General features: G+C 65.5%; 2 protein-coding genes. One reads left to right on the top strand and one right to left on the bottom strand.

What is annotated here, in order from left to right:
- Positions 1-525: 525 nt before the first annotated feature.
- Positions 526-1,653, top strand: a complete 1,128-nt coding sequence (locus ACZY0B_RS27105) for an IS110 family RNA-guided transposase (RefSeq protein ID WP_463767314.1) — start codon at positions 526-528, stop codon at positions 1,651-1,653.
- 132 nt (positions 1,654-1,785) lie between these two features.
- Here ACZY0B_RS27105 and ACZY0B_RS27100 read toward each other — a convergent pair whose 3' ends face one another.
- A complete protein-coding gene (locus tag ACZY0B_RS27100) occupies positions 1,786-2,508 on the bottom strand; it encodes a hypothetical protein (protein WP_463767313.1) in 723 nt (240 codons plus the stop codon).
- Positions 2,509-2,763 lie beyond the last annotated feature (255 nt).

Genomic DNA, 2,763 nt, shown 5'->3' with positions numbered 1-2,763 from the left:
CTGCGGCTGGACCGCGGGCCGTTGACCGACGAGGACGCCACCGCGGAGCTGCTGGCCTGGTGGCAATCGCGGAGGAACGCCTAGCGGTGGCCGCGCTACCGACTACGCATATATCTAGGTCAGCGAAGCCATCTCTAGTAAGGGCGGTGGCGGTAGACCGCGATTACCGCCCGCCTCGGAGCGGCTGCGCGGCGTTACACTGGGTCGGTCCTTATCGCCGTTTGTCCGGCTTGGTCATCGATTGCCGCCTTCGGTGCGAGCTAGACACCGTCGTGTCGGCGTTCGGCGCCAGGGACCGGCCGGCGTCCGGTGCGGCACCGCAAGCCACTCGTCGGCCACGGACCGTCATGGACGGTCGACATCCGCGGCGCCCGGGGCCGGGCTCTTGAGGAGTAGTGCCGCTTTGGCTGGCCGTCTACAGTACTGCTGGCCCTGGGCGTCTCGGGTTAATGTCGAAGGGCGTTAGCCTGCCGCGTCGGCGTCGGACGGCCGGGATCGGCGGCACGCGGTGGTTGGGTTGTGGTCGTGTTTGTGGTCGGTGTCGATGCTCATAAGGCCAGTTACACATTGGTCGGTGTTGATGCCGTCGGTCGCCGGGCCGGCGAACTTACGGTGCGGGCCACGACCGCGGGGCACGTTAAGGCGCTGGATTGGGCGCGCAACACATTCGCTGGTGGCGTGGTGTGGGGAATCGAGGATTGCCGGAATCTGTCGTCGCGGCTAGAACAAGCGTTGCTTGATGCTGGTCAGCGAGTAGTGCGGGTGCCACCGCATCTGATGGCTCGGACCCGCGCCTCAGCTCGGACGCGGGGAAAATCTGATGCGATCGACGCGCTGGCGGTGGCCCGGGCGGTCTTGCGCGAACCGGATTTGCCCATAGCCAGCCACGATGAGGTTTCACGCGAGTTCAAGTTGTTGGTGGACCGCCGTGACGATCTAGTCGCGCACCGGACTGCCACGATCAATCGACTTTTGTGGCGCGTGCACGAGCTGGATCCGTCCCACGCGCCGAAGCACGCATCGCTGGGCCGGGTGAAACCTCGTCGTGACCTCGGGGCGTGGCTGTCCACTGAGCCGGGACTGTTGGCATTGCTGGCCCGCGATGAGCTGGCCGATATTACCTCTCTCACTGAAGAGATCAACGCGCTGGAAAGACGTCTGGCCGCACGGGTGCGGGCCGAAGCCCCCTCGCTGCTGAATATTGTTGGGTGTGCGGAGCTGACAGCGGCCAAGCTGGTGGCCGAGACTGCAGGGGTAGGGCGCTTCCGCAGTGAAGCGGCATTCGCCTCATATGCGGGCCTCGCACCGCTTCCGCGTTGGTCGGGGCGTACTAAGGTGCGGGTGCGGGCGGCCCGGTCGGGGAATCGGCAGCTCAACACAGCGTTGTATCGGGTCGCTTTGACCCAGAGCCGACTTCCGGGGCCGGGGCAAATCTATTATGGGAAGCGCCGTGCTACCGGAGATTCGCATCCCGAGGCGTTGCGCCGTCTACAACGCCGGGTGGCGCGGCGCGTCTTCGGTTGCCTGCGTGCCGATTACGCGAACCGGCGCGCTCTTTGTGGGGAAATCAAGTCGGTTCCCGAATTAGAACGCATTAATGCAGAGTGGTCGCGCGCGCTGGGGCACCTGTGGCCGGCAAGCACGGATGTTTGACAACGATGGTGGATTCGGAATTGGGCTTTTGGCACGCGAGTCGAGGCTTGCGTGGCTCGCGCATGCGCACTCCTCGCGAGGACGTTCACGAATAGTGAATCGCGGCAGCTGAATTCGGTTATGACCGCGAGGTCAGCGGTGTACCGCATCTCCGGGACCTCGCTGGTCGGGGCGGCTTCCGGCACCGGTGCGCGCGTCGCCGCGGCCGTCGCGGCGGTCTGCGGTGCTGGTGTGTTCGGGTGTTCGGTGGCGGGCTCGGCCCCCGCCGCATGATGCCCCGGGGGGCCCGGTGACTTCGGGATCGTCGGGAGCGCGATGCCGACCGGTGGAGGGCTGGGGTTCGCCGCCGTCACCCGCTAGCGACTCGATCGCATCCGGGTTAATTCTTGCTGGGGCGTAGTGGTTGCCGTCACTGGGCGCCCCCGGCTGGGAGGCCTTGGGGTTCGGCGCGTCAAGGGCGAGTTCGACACCTGCGACGGCGGGTATGACTTGCGTCGCGCCGATATCGATGCCGGCGAAGCGCTCACCGAATGGCGAACGCTGGTGGCCCGTATTCGGCGCATTAGTGATCGCCCGCAGCTGGCGGACTGTTGATTCGATTCGGCGCGCCGCGCGCGCGCGGGCCTCGTCGATCACGCGGGCCTCGGCTGCCTGTCGGGCGAAACCGTGCGGCGTTGTGCGGCCGATGAGCGCCACCTCGTCGTTGGCGGTCCTGACGATTCGCTGTAGGTTCTCATTGAGATGGCTTGCGAGCGGCGCGGTTTCGGCGGTGAGCCTCGATAATTCCTGTGGCCAGAGCCCGCCTAATACCCAAGGTGTGCAATCGATGAACGAGCCGAAAGATGGAATCGTCAAAGATTCCTGGGTAGCGCTGCGAAGGCGCTGGCGCGGGGATCTCCAACCCAAGACGGCCACTGGGTGAGCTTACCGGAACCCGGCACATGCATTCCGCCCGACAAAATTGAACCTCAGGCTAGCCGAGCAGAGGATTATGTTCTTGAGCAATTTGCACTCGGGTGCAGGCACGGCCGGTGTTGCGGGACTCGCGGGTGGCCGCACAGCATCGCGTCGATAAAGGGTCGGTGACGGTGGAGGATCTGCAGACGCTAC

The organism is Mycobacterium sp. IDUB_19 (assembly GCF_055419445.1).
Note: the sequence above shows the minus strand (reverse complement) of the source record. Positions and strands in the feature narration are given on the sequence as shown.